Source organism: Glycocaulis albus (assembly GCF_014639075.1).
Taxonomy (GTDB): Bacteria; Pseudomonadota; Alphaproteobacteria; order Caulobacterales; family Maricaulaceae; genus Glycocaulis; species Glycocaulis albus.
Genome location: NZ_BMFS01000011.1, coordinates 90,521 through 106,567, shown reverse-complemented (window position 1 = coordinate 106,567; position 16,047 = coordinate 90,521). Strand labels below are relative to the sequence as shown.

Sequence of the window (16,047 nt, the reverse complement as noted above, 5' to 3'; positions counted from 1 at the left end):
CCCGGCTCGGGGACCGGGGCCCCGGTGGAGAGGGCAGCGGCAAACTGGCAGATATTTCGACACGGCAACCAAGCCGGGGCCCCGGTCCCCGAGCCGGGGCCCAGAAAGCCCCGCCTGATACCTGGAATCTGGGTCCGCCGTCGGGGCCGCGACCCCGGTGGAGGGGGTGTTGGCCGGATTTCCAGCGCCTTGAGATCAGCCCCCCAACACCTCTTTCACATCCTTGGTCCAGCCGACATGGACGGTATCAGCCGTCGCGATGACCGGGCGCTTGATCAGTGTGCGGTGTTCGTCGAGCAGGGCAGCGAGCTTGCCCGCATCATCGGCCCGCGCCTTGTCGGCATCGGAGAGCTTGCGCCAGGTCATGGAAGCGCGGTTGATGATTTTTGCCTCGCCCACCGCCTTGATCCAGCCGGGGATGAGTCCGCTCACAGACGGTTCGGCGCGAATATCCACGAAGGCGGGCCTGCGCCCGCCTTCTTCAAGTGCGGTCATGGCCTTGCGGCAGGTCTCGCAGTTTTTCAGTCCGTATACGGTTATGCTCATACCGGCAATGCTATCAGATTGCGGATGGCGATCACAAACAGGCAGATCGTGGCGAGCGCGTAGATGCCAAAGCGCAACGGAATGAAGTTGATCGTGCCCTGCACCAGCGAGTGGATGACGCGCAGGATCACATAGGTCCAGGCAAAGCCGATATTGATCGCATCACCAACGCCGACGAGATGACTGTAGGTGACAAGCGCGTAGAAAATGACCGGCTGTTCGTGCAGATGGTTATGGTTGTCCGCAATCTGACGGACGCTGCGCGGCAGCACGTCCATTTCGGACTTTTCCTTCATGCGCGCCGGGTTGATTTTGGCTTTCTGCATGGCCGGAATGCGCGTGGCATACATCCACAGCCACATCACCAGCGTCCAGCACACAAGGGCCAGCAAGGGCACCATCATGGATTGATACATGGTCTCGTCTCCTCCCGTCCGGGGCGTCTGGCGCCCTCTGGTCAGGAGAGATAAGCGCGACTCTGCGCAAACGGGAAGGGATTTGAGGTGGGTGCTTTTCCCTCGTCCTTCGAGACGCTCACTTCGCTCACCCTCAGGATGAGGGAAAAGCAGCACACGCCCTCATGCTGAGGGGCTTCGTCAGAAGCCGTCTCGAAGCACGGGGGTTTCGGGGAACCCCTACTGGATCACGGCCTCTGCCGGCGGCAGGGCAGAGCGGCTAACCGCGCGGCCATTGATGGTCAGCGATCCGGCCTCGGCAGAGACCTTCACCTCGTCGCCATCATTGATTGTGCCTTCCAGGATCAGGCGGGCGAGCGGGTCCTGCAGCTCCTTCTGGATCACGCGCTTCAAGGGCCTTGCGCCATAGGCCGGGTCATAGCCCTTCTCGGCGAGCCATTGCCTTGCCTGCTCATCCAGAGAAACCGTCATGCGGCGGTCTTTCAGGAGATTTTCAAGCCGTTTCAGCTGGATCGAGACAATCGCCCCCATGTGCTGCGGCTCCAGCCGCTGGAACAATATCGTCTCGTCGATCCGGTTGATGAATTCAGGCCGGAAGCTCGCCCGTACCGCCTCCATCACCTGCGGCCTTGCGGCCTCCACCGAGCCGGAGAGGAGATATTCCGAACCGAGATTGGAGGTCATGATGATGAGCGTGTTACGGAAATCGACCGTACGGCCCTGGCCATCGGTGAGGCGGCCATCATCAAGCACCTGCAGGAGCACGTTGAACACGTCCGGGTGGGCCTTTTCCACCTCGTCAAACAGGATCACCTGATAGGGGCGGCGGCGAACGGCTTCGGTCAGCGCCCCGCCCTCATCATAGCCGACATAACCCGGAGGCGCGCCGATCATGCGGGCAACCGAGTGCTTCTCCATGTATTCGCTCATGTCGAGCCGGGTGATGGCGCTTTCGTCATCGAAGAGAAACTCGGCCAAGGCTTTGGTCAGTTCGGTCTTGCCGACCCCGGTGGGCCCGAGGAAGAGGAAGCTGCCGATAGGGCGGCTTGGGTCTTTCAGGCCCGCCCGCGCGCGGCGCACCGCGTCGGACACGGCGGCGACCGCCTCGTCCTGACCGACCACGCGGGCATGCAGGCCCTCTTCCATCTTCAGGAGTTTTGCCCGTTCGCCTTCGAGCATCTTGTCGACCGGCACGCCGGTCCAGCGCGAGACGACCGCGGCAATCTGCTCCTCGTCGACGACTTCCTGCACCAGAGCGCCCTTGCCATTGGCCTCGCCCGCCTTTTCGGCCTCGGCGAGCTGGCGCTCAAGATCGGGGATGCGGCCATATTTGATCTCGGAGGCCCGCCCCAGATCGCCCCGCCGCTCGGCATTGGCGAGCTCGGCGCGAAGCTGGTCGAGCTGTTCCTTCAGCTGGGTGGAGGAGGCGAGCTTGTCTTTCTCCGCGCGCCAGGCCGCCGTCATCTCGGCAGAGCGCTGTTCGAGGTCTGAGAGTTCTTTCGTGAGCGCTTCAAGGCGCGCTTTCGAGGCAGCATCGGATTCCTTTTTGAGCGCCTCGCCCTCGATCTTGAGCTGGATGATGCGCCGGTCGAGCTCGTCGAGCTCTTCGGGCTTGGAATCCACCTGCATGCGCAGGCGCGCCGAGGCCTCGTCCATCAGATCGATGGCCTTGTCGGGCAGGAAGCGGTCGGTGATGTAGCGGTTGGAGAGAGTGGCAGCCGCCACGATGGCGCCATCGGCGATGCGCACACCGTGATGCACCTCATACTTCTCCTTGAGGCCGCGCAGGATGGAGATCGTGTCCTCCACGCTCGGCTCGTCGACGAAGACAGGCTGGAAGCGGCGGGCGAGTGCCGCGTCCTTCTCCACATGCTTGCGGTATTCATCGAGCGTGGTGGCGCCGACGCAGTGCAACTCACCGCGCGCCAGGGCGGGTTTGAGGAGGTTTGACGCATCCATCGCGCCATCGGTCTTGCCGGCGCCGACAAGGGTGTGCATCTCGTCGATGAAAAGGATGATTTTCCCATCCGCGCTGGTGACCTCAGAGAGAACGGCTTTGAGCCGCTCCTCGAACTCGCCGCGATATTTCGCGCCCGCGATCAGCGCGCCCATGTCGAGGGCGAGCAGGCGCTTGTCTTTAAGGCTTTCGGGCACATCGCCATTGACGATGCGCAGCGCCAGGCCCTCTGCGATCGCCGTCTTGCCGACGCCGGGTTCGCCAATGAGGACCGGATTGTTCTTGGTGCGCCGGGAGAGCACCTGAATGGTGCGCCGGATCTCCTCATCCCGGCCAATGACCGGGTCGAGCTTGCCCTTGCGGGCGACTTCGGTGAGATCGCGCGCGTATTTCTTCAGCGCCTCATAGCTGTCTTCAGACGAGGCGCTGTCGGCAGTGCGGCCCTGACGCAGCGCATTGATCGCGGTGTTGAGCGTCTGCGGGGTAACGCCCGCCTGCTTCAATATATCGAACGGCGCGGTGCCGGGTGTGATCGCCATGGCCAGCAGAAGGCGCTCGGCCGTCACATACTGGTCTCCAGCCTTCTTCGCGGCCTCTTCGGCAGCGGAGAGGATTTCGGCGGCCTTCGGTGCGAGATAAAGCTGGCCGGACCCGCCTTCCACCTTGGGCAGGGCATCGACGGCGCGTTTGGCGAGATCGGCCGCCAGCTCTGCGCGCCCGCCCGCGGCATTGATGAGATTGGGGGCGAGCCCGCCTTCCTCCTCCATCAGCGCGCGAAAGACGTGCTCGGGGGAGAATTGCTGGTTCTTCGCCTTCATGGCGAGGCCCTGTGCGGTCTGGATCACAGTGCGCGCACGGTCGGTATAGGTGTCGAAATTCATGCCTTCAGGTCTCCTGAAAAAGGGCAGCGAGACAAGGGGTTGGGTGGAACCGCCCTCTTCGAGGCACAGCCCGCCATCCCTGATGACATGCATGTAGGTGTGGCATCGAGACCACACAAGCTGGAGGGAGATAAAATCGTGGGGGGTGGGTCCAGCCAGGCCGTGAACCGGCGGTTCTCACCAACCACCCGCGTTTTCCCGGCGGACGCCGGGATCCAGAACAAGGCTGGGCACCGGCTTACGCCGGTGAAACGCGATGGGATGAAACCCGGGCGGGCTGACGTCAGGTCTAAGCCGCCGCGTCGGCATCATCGCCGGAGGCGGATTTCAGGGCCGCTTCGGCCTCGGCATCGGCGCGCGAACGGCGCGGACGCCGTGTGCGGGCGGGGCGCGGGGCGTCGCCGCCAGACTGCTCCTCGCCGTTGGAGGTCACGGGCGCGTTCTCCGCAGAACCGGGATCGACCATGCGCAGCGGATCGGGCTGGCCGTCGCCGTCATCCTTGCGGCTCTGACCGTCAGAGGCGGCCTGCTGGCCGGCATTCTCGTTGCGCCGGCTGGGCCGGCGGCCGCGCGGCTGGCGCTCACCACCCTGCTGGTTGCCGCCCTGGCGCTGATTGTTCTGGCCGTCATTGCGGTCTGCATGATCGCCGTCGCCGGAATTGTTCCGCGACTGATGGGTGTTGCGGCTGTCGCCATCATCCCCGTCATCGCTGTCATCATCATTATGGCTGTTGTCGCGTTCTTCGCGGCGCGGCTGGATGACCTGTAGAATGCGCAGATAATGCTCGGCGTGCTGGTAGTAATTCTCCGCCATGACCCGGTCGCCGGAGGAGGAGGCGTCGCGCGCGAGCTGGAGGTATTTTTCGTAGATATGGGCAGCATTGCCCCGGATCTTCACGTCCGGCCCATTGCTTTCGAAATTGCGATTGCCCTGATTATGATTGGGCTTACGCCCGCGGCCGCGTTGACGCTTCATGTCGTGCTGGGTCCTCATCTGGTGACCGTCATCTTGTCGGATACCTGTCCGTATCTGGCCTTATCCTGCGGGCCCGTGCCGGGGGTCGCGTTGCGCCAAGCCATGACGCACCAGACTGGCGGTGCCACATGTCTCTGCAAGATGAGAGCCGGTATTACAGCGGGAGGCGCATGCCACTTTTCAGTTGTAACAGCCCCGTTCCGGCGCGCCACAATCGCTGTATCAAGGGCAACCTAGACTCATCTGCGCATCAATTCCAAGTCTTTTTCAGTTGCGAACGGCCAGTACCCGGTCATTGCCGCCAAGGTCGGCAAGTATAAGGGCGTTTTCAAACCCGGCTGCGCGTGCCAGTTCCAGCACCGGCGCGCCCTGATCATGGCCGATCTCGAACAGGGCATGGCCGCCGGGATTGAGCAGGCGGCGGGCCTCGCGTAGCAGGTGCGGGTAGGGGGCCAGCCCGCCCGGCCCGCCATCGAGCGCCAGAACAGGTTCAAAATCACGCACTTCCGGCTCCAGCGTGGCGATCACCTCAGGGTCGATATAGGGCGGATTGCAGACCAGAAGATCGAACGGGCCGTTCACCCCGTCCGCCCAGCTGGTCTGGCAGAAGCTGATGCGCCCGGAAAGCCCGCTGCGTGCCGCATTGGCTTCTGCGATTTCCAGTGCGGCGGCCGAAATATCGGTGGCGATGGCGCCGGCGTCCGGCAATTCCGATAGCAGCGCCAGCGCAATCGCGCCGGAGCCGGTGGCGATGTCGAGGATTTTCAGCTGTTCGCTGCGGTCCGTGATTCGCGCCAGCGCCGCGCGCACCAGTGTTTCTGTGTCGCTGCGCGGGGAGAGGACATCGCGGGTGACGATGAGGTCCAGCGTCCAGAAACCCACCGAACCGATGATCTGGGAGAGGGGTTCGCGGGCGGCGCGCCGGGCGATCAATGCCTCGAAGCGGGCAGTCTCCTCCTCGCTCAAGATTGCCTGTCCCCGCGCGATCATACCGGCCGCATCCAGCCCGAGCGCATGGCGCAGAAGCGCGCGCGCATCCTCGCGCGCATCCTCTATGCCGGCGGCAGCGAGGCGCTGTGTGGCAGCGTTGAGCGGGGTGGGGATCATGAACCGTTTTCTCTTTTTCGTTTTCCCGGCGCAAGCCGGGATCCAGAAATAAGACTGGGCACCGGCTTACGCCGGTGAAACGCGATTGGTCAGGCCCTGTCCTCCCCCGTTTACGGCGGGGTGAGACGCGAAGCGACGAACGGCAGCGAAGCTGACGTAGGGGGGAGCTTGTTTCGATAATCCTTCCCCCCCTCGGCCCTTCGGGCCACTCCCCCCGTAAACGGGGGGAGACACCGGAAACACCGTGAGAGAGAAAAACCCCTATCCCTCATCCATGGCGGCAAGGCGCGCGGCCTGATCTTCGGCCAGCAGCGCATCGATCACCTCGCCCAGCGCCTCGCCCGACACGATCTCGGGCAGCTTGTAGAGCGTCAGATTGATGCGGTGATCGGTCACCCGGCCTTGCGGATAATTATAGGTGCGGATGCGCTCTGACCGGTCGCCGGAGCCGACCTGGCCTTTACGCTCTGCCGCACGCGCCGCGTCCTTCTCGGCGCGCTCTTTCTCGTAAAGCTTGGTCTTGAGCACCTGCATGGCGATGGCACGGTTCTGGTGCTGGGATTTTTCCTGGCTGATGACCACAATGCCGGTTGGCAAGTGGGTCATTCGCACCGCCGAGTCCGTCTTGTTGACGTGCTGGCCGCCTGCGCCGGAGGCGCGCATCGTGTCGATGCGGATATCCTCGTCGCGGATCTGGATGTCGACATCTTCCGGTTCGGGCAGCACTGCGACCGTGGCAGCAGAGGTGTGAATACGCCCGCCGGCTTCGGTTTCCGGCACGCGCTGCACGCGGTGCACGCCGGATTCAAACTTCAGCTTGCCGAACACGCCGCGCCCATTGACCGAGGCGATAATTTCCTTGTAGCCGCCGACCTCGGAGTCACTGGCCGACAGCACCTCCACTTTCCAGCCCTGCTTGGAGGCGTGGCGCTCATACATGCGGAAAAGATCGCCGGCAAAGAGCGCGGCCTCGTCTCCGCCCGTGCCGGCGCGGATTTCAAGGATCACGCTCGCCTCGTCATCCTTGTCTTTGGGCAGCAGGAGGAGCTGCAGAGCGCGCTCCAGCGCCGGGATGCGCTCTTTGAGCTCCGCTCGCTCTTCCTGAGCCAGCTCGGCCATGTCCTTGTCACCGCCCTCGGCGATGATGGTTTCGGCTTCGGCAAGGCTGACGCGCGCGGCTTTCAGCTCACGGGCCTTTTCGGTCACCTCTTTCAGTTCGGAGTGCTCGCGCGACAGGCGCACGATCTCCTCGCCATCACTGGCCGCGCCAAGGCGCGCCTCGATCTGGTCGAAGCGGTCGAGAATCTGTTCAAGTTTCTGGTCGGGCAAGCGCATGGGACTGGCGATACACCCTACATGCGCGCGCGTTCAAGCGAGGGAATCATGCCGGGATGATTGTAATCGGCCATGCTCGCGAGCAGAGCGGCGATATCATCGCCTGAAAACAGCATGGCGCGGTGGCGGGCTTGTACAAAACCATCGGCCTGCATCCGGTCGAGAAAGGCCAGCAGGCCATCATAATAGCCGTTCACATTGATAAGCCCGACCGGCTTTGTGTGACGGCCGAGCGCGCTCCAGGTCCAGATTTCGAACAGCTCTTCCATCGTGCCGATGCCACCGGGCAGGGCGATGAAGGCGTCAGACTCCTCGGCCATCACATGCTTGCGCTCATGCATGGACGACACGATGCGCATGTCGGCCACGCGCGGATGGGCGATCTCGCGATGATGGAGAAAATCGGGGATCACGCCGGTGACGCCGCCGCCGGCATCCACGGCCGCATCGGCTAGCACGCCCATCAGGCCTACCTGCCCGCCGCCATAGACGAGGCGGTAGCCTTCACTGGCGAGATGAAAGCCCACAGCCTGCGCCGTTTCGGCATAGGCGGGATGACCGCCCGGGCTCGCCCCGCAATACACACAGATCGATTTCATGGGCAGGTGTGTAGCGGCAGGCGGAGATTCGGGGAAGGGGGATTGGCCTTCTCCACCGGGGTTCACCTCTCTTTGCGTTTCGCCGACGCAAGTCGGGGTCCAGTCTCTTTTAGGTCCGCAACGCATCCCCTTTTGGCCATCTCATGCGTTTCACCGGCGAAAGCCGGTGCCCAGTCGAACGGTTCCTCTGGGTCCCGACTTTCGTCGGGAAAACGCAGGAGAGAGGGAAACGCGAGCTAGTGGTTTTCATGCTAACCTTGCGCGCATAAGCTCAAAGTCATGCGCGATGAGCCGTTTCAGCCGTGCGTGTACCTGATGGCGAGTCAGCGCAATGGGACGCTCTATTGCGGCTCCACGTCCTCGCCGATCAAGCGCATCTGGGACCATAAGGAGGGTGCCGGCTCTGTCTTCACCCGCAAGTATGGGGTGACACTGCTGGTCTGGTACGAGTTCCATGATCTCATGGCTGCCGCCATCAAGCGTGAACTGCAGATCAAGGAATGGAAGCGCCGCTGGAAGCTGGAACTGATCGAGGCGGGCAATCCTGACTGGCGGGATCTGTATCAGGACTGGTTTTGATCTTCCCTATTTGCGTTTCCCTATTACGCGTTTCACCGGCGAAAGCCGGTGCCCAGTCTCTTTTTGGGTCTGCAACGCATCCCTCTTGCCCATCTAATGCGTTTCACCGGCGAAAGCCGGTGCCCAGTCGAACGGATCCTCTGGATCCCGACTTTCGTCGGGAAAACGCAAGGTGGGACAGTGGAAACGCGGGGAGAGGAAACTAACCCTGCCTCTCCACCAGCAATTCCTTGATATGGCCGATGGCCTTGGCGGGGTTCAGCCCCTTCGGGCACACATTGGTGCAATTCATAATGGTGTGGCAGCGATAGAGCTTGAACGGGTCTTCCAGATCATCGAGGCGCTCGCCGGTGGCCTCATCGCGGCTGTCGGCGATCCAGCGATAGGCCTGCAGGAGCGCGGCCGGTCCCAGATACTTGTCGGAATTCCACCAGTAGGACGGGCAGGCGGTCGAACATGAGGCGCACAAAATGCACTCGTAGAGCCCGTCCAGCTTTTCCCGGTCCTCGATAGACTGGCGCCATTCCCCTTGCGGGGTCGGGGTCGTGGTCTGGAGATAGGGTTTGATGCTCGTCAGCTGGGCGTAGAAATTGGTCAGGTCGGGAATGAGGTCCTTGATGACCGGCTGGTGGGGCAGGGGCGAAATGGTGACGCTGCCCTTATAGTCATCGATGGCGGCGGTACAGGCGATGGTGTTGCGCCCGCCAATATTCATCGAGCATGAACCGCAAATCCCCTCGCGGCAGGAACGGCGGAAGGCCAGCGTTGAGTCGATCTCGTTCTTGATGAAGAAGAGCGCGTCCAGCACCATCGGGCCGCACCGGTCCATGTCCACCTGATAGGTGTCCCAACGCGGGTTCTCGCCCGTATCGGGGTCATAGCGGTAGACCTTGAAGGTGCGGGTGTTTTCCGCGCCCTCCGGCTTCGGCCAGGCCTTGCCTTTTTTGACTTGCGAGTTTTTCGGCAGCGTCAGCTGGACCATGCGTTTCGTGTCCCGTTTGCGAGCGGTCTAGTAGACCCGAGCCTTGGGCTCGATATAGGCGATGTCGTTGGAGAGCGTGTATTCGTGCACCGGGCGGTCGCCAAGCGTGACCTTGCCGGTCTTTTCCTCATACCAGGCAAGCGTGTGCTTCATCCATTGCTTGTCATCGCGCTCGGGGAAGTCCTCGCGCGCATGGGCGCCGCGGCTCTCGGTGCGGGCCGCTGCCGAGTTCACGGTGACGGCAGCCTGCGCGATGAGATTGTCGAACTCGAGGGCTTCAACCAGATCCGTATTCCAGATCATGGAGCGGTCTTTGATCGCAATGTCGCCAGAGCCGGAGACAACCTTGGCGATACGCTCCACGCCCTCATCCAGCACGTCCTGCGTGCGGAAGACGGCGCAGTTTTCCTGCATGGCCCGCTGCATGTCGAGGCGCAGCTTCGCCGTCGGCGTGCCGCCATTGGCGTTGCGGAAGCGGTCGAGGCGGGCAAGCGTCGCATCGCCTGCATCTTTTGGCAGTTCGGGCTGGTTGGCGCCGCTCTGAGTGGTTTCCGCGCAGCGCAGGCCGGCCGCCCGGCCGAACACCACCAGATCGATCAGCGAGTTGGAACCGAGCCGGTTCGCGCCGTGTACCGACACGCACGCCGCTTCGCCGACGGCCATCAGGCCGGGCACGACATGGTCCGGATCGCCGCCGACTTTGGTGAGGACTTCGCCGTGATAATTGGTCGGGATGCCGCCCATATTATAGTGGACGGTCGGCAGGACCGGGATCGGCTCGCGCGTCACATCGACACCGGCGAAGATTTTCGCGCTTTCCGAAATGCCCGGCAGGCGCTCGTGCAGCACTTTGGGATCAAGGTGATCGAGGTGCAGGAAGATATGGTCCTTGTTCGGGCCGACGCCGCGCCCTTCACGGATCTCGATCGTCATCGAACGTGAGACCACATCGCGGCTGGCGAGGTCTTTTGCCGACGGGGCATAGCGCTCCATGAAGCGCTCGCCTTCGGAATTGGTCAGATACCCGCCTTCGCCGCGCGCGCCCTCGGTGATGAGGCAGCCCGCGCCATAAATGCCGGTCGGGTGGAACTGGACAAACTCCATATCCTGCAAGGGAAGCCCTGCGCGCAGCACCATGGCATTGCCATCGCCGGTGCAGGTGTGGGCGCTGGTGGCGGAGAAATAGGCCCGGCCATAGCCGCCGGTTGCCAGAATGACTTTCTGCGCACGGAAGCGGTGCAGCGTGCCGTCATCGAGCTTCCAGGCGGTGACGCCCCGGCAGGCGCCGTCCTCATCCATGATGAGGTCGAGCGCGAAATACTCGATGAAGAACTCGGTCGAGTGGCGAAGCGACTGGCCATAGAGCGTGTGAAGGATGGCGTGCCCGGTACGGTCAGCCGCCGCGCAGGTGCGCTGCACCGGGCCTTCGCCGTAATTGCGTGTCATGCCGCCAAAGGCGCGCTGGTAGATCTTGCCCTCTTCGGTGCGCGAGAAGGGCACGCCCCAGTGCTCCAGCTCGTACACGGCGGCCGGGGCCTCACGGCAGAGATATTCGATCGCGTCCTGATCGCCCAGCCAGTCAGACCCCTTGACGGTGTCATACATGTGCCAGCGCCAGTCATCCTCGCCCATATTGCCGAGGCTGGCCGAGATACCGCCCTGGGCTGCAACCGTGTGGGAGCGCGTGGGGAAGACCTTGGTGATGCAGGCCGTTTTCAGACCGGCTTGCGCCGCGCCGAGCGCTGCGCGCAGGCCCGAACCGCCCGCGCCCACAACGACAACGTCAAACGAGTGGTCGATCCATTTGTATTCAGACATCGAAACCTGCTCCTAGCGCGCCAGCGCAAGTACGGAATAGAGGACAGCGATCCACAGCCCAGCCGCCACGAAGGTGTTGAGGATCAGGAGGGCCGCCTTGGTTGCCGGACGATAGATGTAGTCCTCGATCACGACCTGGAGACCCAGGCGCATGTGGTAAAGCGCCGCAGTCATGGCCAGCAGGGTGAGAATGGCGCCGAGCGGTGAGCCCACCCAGGCGGCGGCCTCCGCGTAACCTGCGCCTGCATTCTTCGCGAGCTTAATGAGGAAGAGCGGCATCAGCACGACCAGCGCAATCGCGCTGACGCGCTGGGCAATGAAATGGCCGGTGCCGGATTTGGCCGAGCCGAGGCCGCGCACGCGCGCCAGAGGGGTGCGGAAATCACTCATTACAGAAGCCCTCCCGCGATCCAGATACCGGCCGTGATGATCACCGCGCCGGCCATGATGAGGATGGAGCGCAGGTTCGAGCCCTTCGCGTCAAACCCGATCCCCGCATCCCAGACGAGGTGGCGGATGCCGTTGAGCAGGTGGAAGCTCACCGAAAAGGTGAAGCCGACAAGGGCGAGCGTGATGAGAATGCCGACGGGTCCGGCGTTAAGCTCTTCCCAGACCGCATAGGTTTCCGGCCCGGCGGCCAGCAGGACCAGCCAGACCGAGACCAGTACCGCGCCGATATAGTTCGCGACGCCTGTCGCGCGGTGCAGGATGGAAGAGGCCATGGTGGCGTGCCAGCGCCAGTTTTGCAGATGGGGCGAGAGGGGCCGTGTTGAATTGGTCGCCATGGGCGTAGCTTTCCGCCTTCGATAGAACCGTGTCAGAAGTCTCTGAAACGGGAAAGGACGGTGCTTTCCTTGACAGTGCCTTAACCGGGCGATCCCGGTGTCAGTCATGCCAGCTGAGGCCGCCCCTTGCCTGCTCGCGGCCAGACAATAATCCGGCAAGCCGCAAGGTCAATGCGGCGGGTGCTAAGGGGCTAAGATCACGCCCGCGCGTTGAGCGCCGGTGACCCCGCCGCCGCCCGGCGGGCCGGGCCAAGGCTGGCGACAAGGCCGGTCAGCGCGCCGCCTGCCAGAACCAGCGCGATGACTGTGCCATCAAGCTGGAAGGGAAAGTCGAATACGGTGCGGGCCAGAATTGCCGCTGCGCCGACAATGATAATGCCTGTCACGCCGCCAGCAATGCCCAGAATAATGCCCTCGGCAAGGACCTGGCCGAGAATGCTGCGCCCGCTGGCGCCGCTCATCATCATCAGCGCGATATCGCGCCTTTGCATCTCGACTGCGGCCATGGAGGCTGCAGCATAGCCGGTGACGGCGACCAACACGGAGACAATCGCAATCGAGATAAGAAGGCGGGCGATGAGATCACGCTGGCGCGCGAGCGCTTCTGCCGGGGCGGCAGGATCGGCAAATAAAAACGGCGAAACATTGGCCTGTGAGGCACCGTGGGCGCGCCGCAAGGCCCGGTCGGCATCTATAAGTGCGGCATCGCGATTGACGCCGCGCAGAAGCACAATGGTCAGCCGCTCGGCCTCATGCGCCCCGGGCTGGAATCCGAAACGGTCTGGCGTCTCAAAATAGCGGGCGGTTGCCGTGAAGGGCGCGATGACAGCGTTACGATAGCGTTCGGCAAGCTGGGAGCGCGGTTCACCGAACACCCCCACAACCTCGCAATTCACGCCATTGATGCGGATGCTTTCGGCATCCCCGCCATCCGGAAAGAGCAGGCGGTAAGCGCCCGGACCGAGCATGCACAGGCGCAGGGCGCTGCGCGTTTCTCCGTCTGTAAGGGTGCGCCCGCGCGCGACAGGCATGTCGGCCTCATGCTGGAAGGCGCCGGTCACGCCATAGACCTGCAGGCTGGCCTGATAGCGCCCCACGCGCACATCGCCGCCTGAACGCCGCCAGGCGGCATGTGCCTCGACGCGCTCGCCGAGCGCCTCGCGGATGTGGGTGATATCGGACAGGCGGGGCGGCCCGAAACGGTCCTCCACAAAGCTGTTCTCGGTGATGACCAACGATCGCGAGTAGGCACCGAAGGTCAGTGCCTCCATGGCGCGCGCATAGCCCTGCAGCACCCCGGCAGTGAGCGTCACCCCGGCCGCCCCGCCCGCCAGCGTGGCTATCATCAAGGCCGTGCGCATGGGCCGGCTGAAGGCGGACCAGAAGGCTAGATGGACAAGGGCGACGAGGCGCATCATGGCGCGCCCCCGTCGCGGGCGCGCTCATCGCCGGTGATCTTCCCGCCGGTCAGCGTGATCAGCCGGTCGGCGCGTTCGATCACGATGGGGTCGTGGCTGGCGCACAGAATACAGGATCCCCCTACGGCTGCCTCACGCAGGCGGGTGATGACCAGATTGGCAGTTTCGGCGTCCAGCGAGGCTGTCGGTTCATCGCAGATCACAAGGCGCGGCGACAGGACCAGCGTGCGAGCAAGTCCGACACGCATGCGCTCACCGCCGGAGAGCTGGCCCACCGGGCGATGCAGCTTGGCTCCCAGCTCCACCGCTTCGAGCGCGGCGCGGGCCAGCTTGCGCGATCTTCCCGGCGACAGGCCTGCATAAAAGCCAGGCAGGGCGGCATTGGCCAGCGCAGTCATCCGCTCCACCACGCCGGAATCCTGCAGGACATAACCCAGATTGCCCCGGCGCATCAGGGCCAGCTTACGATCGCTCAGCCGGCGTGTGTCCTTGCCGAGAAAGATGATGCGGCCCTCTGTCGGCCGGTCGAGCAGGCCTGCAAGGTTCAGCAAGGTGGTTTTGCCCGAGCCTGAGCGCCCGCGCAGCACGGTCAGCTCTCCGCCGTGGAAGGACAGCTCTGTCCCGGTTAGCGCCGCGACCTCCTCCTTGCCGGAGCGGTAGGTCCGTCCGGCTTTCTCGGCCTTGAGGATTTCTGCCGGTGCGCGATCACCCGCCATGGCCGGTGATCACTTCTTCGCCCTCTTCCAGCCCTTCAACGACTTCGATATGGGTCTGGTCCTCGCCACCCACCCGGATTTCACGCGCTTCAGGGCTGCCATCGTCGCCGGGTACAAAAACGCGGCGCAGGCCATTGCTGGCAAGGATTCCCATGTCGAGCCCGCGCAAGGTGGCACGGCGCAAATGGGGATCATTGGGCAGTACCTGCCCGGTGGAACGCTCGAAGCGCTCAATCGCGTCAGCCGGCAGGTCCGGCGTAAATCCGGGCGGCTCGAAATAGAGCGCCTCGATCGGAATGCGCAGAACCGATCTTGCCTCGGCGCGGACGAACTCCACTGAGGCGGTCATCCCCGGCAGGAGCGTTCCCATACGGTTATCGGCTTCGATGATGACAACATAACTGACAAAGCGGCCTTGTGTGACGGGCGCGCGCCGAATGGCGCGAATGGTGCCGGGAAAAGGCCGACCGGGATTGGCATCGACCGTCGCGCGCACATTCATGTCCGGCGCGATGCGGTTGATATCGGCCTCCGGCACGTTGGCCTCGATCAGCATCCGGTCAAGGCTGCTGGCAACCACAAAGACGGTCGGCGCGCTTTGAAGGGCGTTGACCGCCTGGCCTTGTTCGACACGCCGGTCCAGCACAAAGCCATCAACCGGGGAGCGGATTTCGGTCCGCTCCAGATCGATTTCCGCGCGCCGCAGAGCCTCGCGGGAGAGATTGGTATTGGCCTGCGCGCTTTGCAGGTCGGCCTCCAGTACCCGGACCCGGAACTGCGCCGTTTCCAGATCGGCCTGACGCCCGGCGGAGCTGGCAGCCAACCGCTCCAGCCGTGCGGCCTGCGCGCGCGCATCGTCCAGATTGGCGGCAGCGGACCGGGCCGCAGCCTCGCGTGCCGCAAGGGTTGCCCGGGCTTGTGCAACGGCGCTCTCAAACGGGGCCGGGTCGATCTGCGCCAGCAAATCGCCCGCTGATACCGGATCATTGAAGTCGGCGTGAATTTCGAGAATGCGGCCGGTAACTTCGGCGCCGATCTCCACCTCGGTGGCGGCGCGCACCGGGCCGACGGCGGGAATCACCTCGCGGATATCGCCAATCTCGGCTGCCGCCGTGGCATAACCTGATGGGTTGCCCGGCCCGCCTGCGCCATGCGGAAAATCGCAGGCCGTAAGCCACCCTGCTGCCAGTACCGCCAGCGTTTGGAGCGAAAGGCCGCGCAAATCCGCTTTCATCAATTTCCCCTCACCTGAACGCGGCCTCTCACGGCACCGTATAGCCTTCCCTCAACGTCCCCTGCTCCATGGGGCTGACCCCCTCGCGCGACTGAGAGTACCAGAACGTGGCGCCGACAGGTATGTCGTACACCCAGGTTCCCTCGCCCAATTGCCAAGGTTCGCCAGGCCGCCGTCTGAACTGGAAGGAGCGTACACTGATCTGCCGGGTCTGCACGAGCGTGCCTTCATGCAGCAAGTGACCGCAACCGGCATGACGGATCACATAGTCGCCGGAATGACGCACCGTCTCGCCCGAAGGCTGGATAGCGGTCTCGGCGACGGCGATGCGTATCTCGTCACCTTCAAAGAGGTCACGCGACAGGGTTTCGCTGTCTACCGGCGCGATACGCACGTTCTGCTCCGTGCTCGAGCCGAATTTCGCTTCGTCGTGCATCACCAGGCCAGCAACGAGACGGCGTGGAAAGCCGGGTGTCCATTCGCCTGCTGCCAGAACCGACAGGTCGGCGCGGATCTCGCCAGGTTGCGATTGACGGACTTCGAACTTCAGGCGGGCTGGTTGCCGCACTCCGTCCAGCCATGTGTCGTAAACGAACACCTCTCCTAGTTCGGGTTGCAATTCATCAAGGCTGAACGCGGGGCAGGTGTCAGAGGCCGCGACTGCGCCGCTCAGCATGGCGAGGACCAATGTCATCATG

The 16,047-nt window shown here is 63.6% G+C and carries 16 protein-coding genes; 1 reads left to right on the top strand and 15 read right to left on the bottom strand.

Annotated elements, in window-relative coordinates; genetic code table 11:
- Positions 1–195: 195 nt before the first annotated feature.
- The 7 genes from IEV75_RS11740 to IEV75_RS11710 form a co-directional block, all read right to left on the bottom strand.
- On the bottom strand, positions 196–546 hold the full coding sequence (locus tag IEV75_RS11740; protein ID WP_188452761.1) for an ArsC/Spx/MgsR family protein: 351 nt from the start codon (positions 544–546) through the stop codon (positions 196–198).
- Entirely contained in the window at positions 543–962 is a 420-nt protein-coding gene (locus IEV75_RS11735) for an MAPEG family protein (protein ID WP_188452760.1), read from the bottom strand. The genes IEV75_RS11740 and IEV75_RS11735 overlap by 4 nt, the downstream gene beginning before the upstream one ends.
- Before the next feature lie 219 nt (positions 963–1,181).
- Positions 1,182–3,800: an ATP-dependent chaperone ClpB gene (clpB, locus tag IEV75_RS11730; RefSeq protein ID WP_188452759.1), complete on the bottom strand. Its 2,619-nt coding sequence runs from the start codon at positions 3,798–3,800 to the stop codon at positions 1,182–1,184.
- Between the two features lie 289 nt (positions 3,801–4,089).
- A complete protein-coding gene (locus IEV75_RS11725) occupies positions 4,090–4,776 on the bottom strand; it encodes a DUF4167 domain-containing protein (protein ID WP_233351849.1) in 687 nt (228 codons plus the stop codon).
- Positions 4,777–5,043: 267 nt separating this feature from the next.
- Entirely contained in the window at positions 5,044–5,883 is an 840-nt protein-coding gene (gene prmC / locus IEV75_RS11720; protein ID WP_188452757.1) for a peptide chain release factor N(5)-glutamine methyltransferase, read from the bottom strand.
- A gap of 261 nt (positions 5,884–6,144) precedes the next feature.
- A complete protein-coding gene (gene prfA / locus IEV75_RS11715) occupies positions 6,145–7,218 on the bottom strand; it encodes a peptide chain release factor 1 (RefSeq protein WP_188452756.1) in 1,074 nt (357 codons plus the stop codon).
- 17 nt (positions 7,219–7,235) lie between these two features.
- Complete coding sequence (locus IEV75_RS11710) at positions 7,236–7,817, bottom strand: LOG family protein (protein WP_188452755.1); 582 nt, start codon at positions 7,815–7,817, stop codon at positions 7,236–7,238.
- 279 nt (positions 7,818–8,096) lie between these two features.
- Between IEV75_RS11710 and IEV75_RS11705 the strand changes: the two genes are divergently transcribed.
- Positions 8,097–8,396 carry a GIY-YIG nuclease family protein gene (locus IEV75_RS11705; RefSeq protein ID WP_188452754.1) on the top strand — a complete coding sequence of 100 codons (300 nt, stop codon included), beginning with the start codon at positions 8,097–8,099 and terminating at the stop codon, positions 8,394–8,396.
- Between the two features lie 202 nt (positions 8,397–8,598).
- Here the strand turns inward: IEV75_RS11705 and IEV75_RS11700 are convergent, their stop codons facing one another.
- The 8 genes from IEV75_RS11700 to IEV75_RS11665 form a co-directional block, all read right to left on the bottom strand.
- Positions 8,599–9,378, bottom strand: a complete 780-nt coding sequence (locus tag IEV75_RS11700) for a succinate dehydrogenase iron-sulfur subunit (RefSeq protein WP_188452753.1) — start codon at positions 9,376–9,378, stop codon at positions 8,599–8,601.
- Between the two features lie 27 nt (positions 9,379–9,405).
- Positions 9,406–11,196, bottom strand: coding sequence for a succinate dehydrogenase flavoprotein subunit (sdhA, locus tag IEV75_RS11695; protein ID WP_188452752.1), 1,791 nt, complete (start codon positions 11,194–11,196; stop codon positions 9,406–9,408).
- 12 nt (positions 11,197–11,208) lie between these two features.
- Positions 11,209–11,586: a succinate dehydrogenase, hydrophobic membrane anchor protein gene (gene sdhD, locus IEV75_RS11690; RefSeq protein ID WP_188452751.1), complete on the bottom strand. Its 378-nt coding sequence runs from the start codon at positions 11,584–11,586 to the stop codon at positions 11,209–11,211.
- Positions 11,586–11,981 carry a succinate dehydrogenase, cytochrome b556 subunit gene (sdhC, locus tag IEV75_RS11685; RefSeq protein WP_188452750.1) on the bottom strand — a complete coding sequence of 132 codons (396 nt, stop codon included), beginning with the start codon at positions 11,979–11,981 and terminating at the stop codon, positions 11,586–11,588. Before sdhC ends, sdhD begins: the two co-directional genes overlap by 1 nt.
- A 197-nt stretch (positions 11,982–12,178) precedes the next feature.
- Positions 12,179–13,399 carry an ABC transporter permease gene (locus IEV75_RS11680; protein WP_188452749.1) on the bottom strand — a complete coding sequence of 407 codons (1,221 nt, stop codon included), beginning with the start codon at positions 13,397–13,399 and terminating at the stop codon, positions 12,179–12,181.
- The gene (locus tag IEV75_RS11675) at positions 13,396–14,115 is read right to left on the bottom strand and encodes an ABC transporter ATP-binding protein (protein WP_188452748.1); all 720 of its coding nucleotides are present in this window, start codon (positions 14,113–14,115) and stop codon (positions 13,396–13,398) included. Before IEV75_RS11675 ends, IEV75_RS11680 begins: the two co-directional genes overlap by 4 nt.
- On the bottom strand, positions 14,105–15,349 hold the full coding sequence (locus tag IEV75_RS11670; RefSeq protein ID WP_188452747.1) for an efflux RND transporter periplasmic adaptor subunit: 1,245 nt from the start codon (positions 15,347–15,349) through the stop codon (positions 14,105–14,107). The genes IEV75_RS11675 and IEV75_RS11670 overlap by 11 nt, the downstream gene beginning before the upstream one ends.
- A 28-nt stretch (positions 15,350–15,377) precedes the next feature.
- Positions 15,378–16,046, bottom strand: coding sequence for a hypothetical protein (locus IEV75_RS11665; RefSeq protein ID WP_188452746.1), 669 nt, complete (start codon positions 16,044–16,046; stop codon positions 15,378–15,380).
- Position 16,047 lies beyond the last annotated feature (1 nt).

Excerpts from the sequence above, each read along its gene's own strand:
- IEV75_RS11740 (WP_188452761.1), bottom strand. The coding sequence starts at position 546 with ATGAGCATAACCGTATACGGACTGAAAAACTGCGAGACCTGCCGCAAG.
- IEV75_RS11735 (WP_188452760.1), bottom strand. The coding sequence starts at position 962 with ATGTATCAATCCATGATGGTGCCCTTGCTGGCCCTTGTGTGCTGGACG.
- clpB (WP_188452759.1), bottom strand. The coding sequence starts at position 3,800 with ATGAATTTCGACACCTATACCGACCGTGCGCGCACTGTGATCCAGACC.
- IEV75_RS11725 (WP_233351849.1), bottom strand. The coding sequence starts at position 4,776 with ATGAAGCGTCAACGCGGCCGCGGGCGTAAGCCCAATCATAATCAGGGC.
- prmC (WP_188452757.1), bottom strand. The coding sequence starts at position 5,883 with ATGATCCCCACCCCGCTCAACGCTGCCACACAGCGCCTCGCTGCCGCC.
- prfA (WP_188452756.1), bottom strand. The coding sequence starts at position 7,218 with ATGCGCTTGCCCGACCAGAAACTTGAACAGATTCTCGACCGCTTCGAC.
- IEV75_RS11710 (WP_188452755.1), bottom strand. The coding sequence starts at position 7,817 with ATGAAATCGATCTGTGTGTATTGCGGGGCGAGCCCGGGCGGTCATCCC.
- IEV75_RS11705 (WP_188452754.1), top strand. The coding sequence starts at position 8,097 with ATGCGCGATGAGCCGTTTCAGCCGTGCGTGTACCTGATGGCGAGTCAG.
- IEV75_RS11700 (WP_188452753.1), bottom strand. The coding sequence starts at position 9,378 with ATGGTCCAGCTGACGCTGCCGAAAAACTCGCAAGTCAAAAAAGGCAAG.
- sdhA (WP_188452752.1), bottom strand. The coding sequence starts at position 11,196 with ATGTCTGAATACAAATGGATCGACCACTCGTTTGACGTTGTCGTTGTG.
- sdhD (WP_188452751.1), bottom strand. The coding sequence starts at position 11,586 with ATGAGTGATTTCCGCACCCCTCTGGCGCGCGTGCGCGGCCTCGGCTCG.
- sdhC (WP_188452750.1), bottom strand. The coding sequence starts at position 11,981 with ATGGCGACCAATTCAACACGGCCCCTCTCGCCCCATCTGCAAAACTGG.
- IEV75_RS11680 (WP_188452749.1), bottom strand. The coding sequence starts at position 13,399 with ATGATGCGCCTCGTCGCCCTTGTCCATCTAGCCTTCTGGTCCGCCTTC.
- IEV75_RS11675 (WP_188452748.1), bottom strand. The coding sequence starts at position 14,115 with ATGGCGGGTGATCGCGCACCGGCAGAAATCCTCAAGGCCGAGAAAGCC.
- IEV75_RS11670 (WP_188452747.1), bottom strand. The coding sequence starts at position 15,349 with ATGAAAGCGGATTTGCGCGGCCTTTCGCTCCAAACGCTGGCGGTACTG.
- IEV75_RS11665 (WP_188452746.1), bottom strand. The coding sequence starts at position 16,046 with ATGATGACATTGGTCCTCGCCATGCTGAGCGGCGCAGTCGCGGCCTCT.